At 56.7% G+C, this 3214-nt stretch carries 1 rRNA gene; it reads left to right on the forward strand.

Going from position 1 to position 3214, the window contains the following annotated elements:
- Positions 1-60 precede the first annotated feature (60 nt).
- A 23S ribosomal RNA gene (locus OTB16_RS39005) occupies positions 61-3183 on the forward strand.
- Positions 3184-3214 lie beyond the last annotated feature (31 nt).

The raw sequence follows: 3214 nt of genomic DNA on the forward strand, positions 1-3214 counted from the left end.
GTGGGGTGATGGGTGGCTGGTCGTTGTTTGAGAACTACACAGTGGACGCGAGCATCTGTAGGCCAAGTTTTTAAGGGCACACGGTGGATGCCTTGGCACCAGGAACCGATGAAGGACGTGAGAGGCCGCGATAGGCCCCGGGGAGCTGCCAACTGAGCTTTGATCCGGGGGTGTCCGAATGGGGAAACCCGGCAGTCGTCATGGGCTGTCACCCACTGCTGAACACATAGGCAGTGTGGAGGGAACGCGGGGAAGTGAAACATCTCAGTACCCGCAGGAAGAGAAAACAACCGTGATTCCGGGAGTAGTGGCGAGCGAAACCGGATGAGGCCAAACCGTATGCGTGTGATACCCGGCAGGGGTTGCGCATGCGGGGTTGTGGGAATTCTTTTGACCGGTCTGCCGGCCGGTCGGCGAGTCAGAAACCGTTGATGTAGTCGAAGGACATGCGAAAGGTCCGGCGTAGAGGGTAAGACCCCCGTAGACGAAACATCAGCGGCTTGCTTAAGAATCTCCCAAGTAGCACGGGGCCCGAGAAATCCCGTGTGAATCTGGCGGGACCACCCGCTAAGCCTAAATATTCCCTGGTGACCGATAGCGGATAGTACCGTGAGGGAATGGTGAAAAGTACCGCGGGAGCGGAGTGAAATAGTACCTGAAACCGTGTGCCTACAAGCCGTGGGAGCGTCGCCGTTGTTCTTCGGAACACCGGTCGTGACTGCGTGCCTTTTGAAGAATGAGCCTGCGAGTTAGCGGTGTGTAGCGAGGTTAACCCGTGTGGGGAAGCCGTAGCGAAAGCGAGTCCGAATAGGGCGATTGAGTTGCACGCTCTAGACCCGAAGCGGAGTGATCTAGCCATGGGCAGGTTGAAGCGGAGGTAAGACTTCGTGGAGGACCGAACCCACCAGGGTTGAAAACCTGGGGGATGACCTGTGGTTAGGGGTGAAAGGCCAATCAAACTCCGTGATAGCTGGTTCTCCCCGAAATGCATTTAGGTGCAGCGTCACGTGTTTCTTGCCGGAGGTAGAGCACTGGATAGGCGATGGGCCCTACCGGGTTACTGACCTTAGCCAAACTCCGAATGCCGGTAAGTGAGAGCGTGGCAGTGAGACTGTGGGGGATAAGCTCCATGGTCGAGAGGGAAACAGCCCAGAGCATCGACTAAGGCCCCCAAGCGTACGCTAAGTGGGAAAGGATGTGGAGTCGCACAGACAACCAGGAGGTTGGCTTAGAAGCAGCCACCCTTGAAAGAGTGCGTAATAGCTCACTGGTCAAGTGATTCCGCGCCGACAATGTAGCGGGGCTCAAGCGTACCGCCGAAGTCGTGTCATTGCAGCAATAGGGCCAACGCCCGCTGTGATGGGTAGGGGAGCGTCGTGTGCCGGGTGAAGCAGCAGCGGAAGCTAGTTGTGGACGGTTCACGAGTGAGAATGCAGGCATGAGTAGCGATACACACGTGAGAAACGTGTGCGCCGATTGACTAAGGGTTCCTGGGTCAAGCTGATCTGCCCAGGGTAAGTCGGGACCTAAGGCGAGGCCGACAGGCGTAGTCGATGGACAACCGGTTGATATTCCGGTACCCGCTTTGAAACGCCCAATACCGAATCCATTGATGCTAAGGCCGTGAAGCCGTTCCGGAGCCTTCGGGCAAGGGAAAGTGGTGGAGCCGCCGGTCCAAGGTGGTAGTAGGTAAGCGATGGGGTGACGCAGGAAGGTAGTCCAGCCCGGGCGGTGGTAGTCCCGGGGTAAGGGTGTAGGCCGAGGGGTAGGCAAATCCGTCCCTCATTAAGGCTGAGACCTGATGCCGAGCCGATTGTGGTGAAGTGGATGATCCTATGCTGTCGAGAAAAGCCTCTAGCGAGTTTCATGGCGGCCCGTACCCTAAACCGACTCAGGTGGTCAGGTAGAGAATACCGAGGCGTTCGGGTGAACTATGGTTAAGGAACTCGGCAAAATGCCCCCGTAACTTCGGGAGAAGGGGGGCCATCACTGGTGATCGGATTTACTCCGTGAGCTGGGGGTGGCCGCAGAGACCAGCGAGAAGCGACTGTTTACTAAAAACACAGGTCCGTGCGAAGCCGTAAGGCGATGTATACGGACTGACGCCTGCCCGGTGCTGGAACGTTAAGGGGACCGGTTAGTCACATTTCGGTGTGGCGAAGCTGAGAACTTAAGCGCCAGTAAACGGCGGTGGTAACTATAACCATCCTAAGGTAGCGAAATTCCTTGTCGGGTAAGTTCCGACCTGCACGAATGGCGTAACGACTTCTCGACTGTCTCAACCATAGGCCCGGTGAAATTGCACTACGAGTAAAGATGCTCGTTTCGCGCAGCAGGACGGAAAGACCCCGGGACCTTTACTATAGTTTGATATTGGTGTTCGGTTCGGCTTGTGTAGGATAGGTGGGAGACTTTGAAGCAGCCACGCCAGTGGTTGTGGAGTCGCCGTTGAAATACCACTCTGGTCGTGCTGGATGTCTAACCTCGGTCCGTGATCCGGATCAGGGACAGTGTCTGATGGGTAGTTTAACTGGGGCGGTTGCCTCCTAAAGAGTAACGGAGGCGCCCAAAGGTTCCCTCAGCCTGGTTGGCAATCAGGTGTTGAGTGTAAGTGCACAAGGGAGCTTGACTGTGAGACCGACGGGTCGAGCAGGGACGAAAGTCGGGACTAGTGATCCGGCGGTGGCTTGTGGAAGCGCCGTCGCTCAACGGATAAAAGGTACCCCGGGGATAACAGGCTGATCTTCCCCAAGAGTCCATATCGACGGGATGGTTTGGCACCTCGATGTCGGCTCGTCGCATCCTGGGGCTGGAGTCGGTCCCAAGGGTTGGGCTGTTCGCCCATTAAAGCGGTACGCGAGCTGGGTTTAGAACGTCGTGAGACAGTTCGGTCCCTATCCGCTGTGCGCGTAGGAATATTGAGAAGGGCTGTCCCTAGTACGAGAGGACCGGGACGGACGAACCTCTGGTGTGCCAGTTGTCCTGCCAAGGGCATGGCTGGTTGGCTACGTTCGGGAGGGATAACCGCTGAAAGCATCTAAGCGGGAAGCCTGCTTCAAGATGAGTATTCCCACCTCCTTGAGAGGGTAAGGCTCCCAGTAGACGACTGGGTTGATAGGCCAGATGTGGAAGCCCGGTAACGGGTGAAGCTGACTGGTACTAATAGGCCGAGGGCTTGTCCTCAGTTGCTCGCGTCCACTGTGTTAGTTCTGAA

The organism is Streptomyces antarcticus (assembly GCF_026627255.1).
Taxonomy (GTDB): Bacteria; Actinomycetota; Actinomycetes; order Streptomycetales; family Streptomycetaceae; genus Streptomyces; species Streptomyces antarcticus.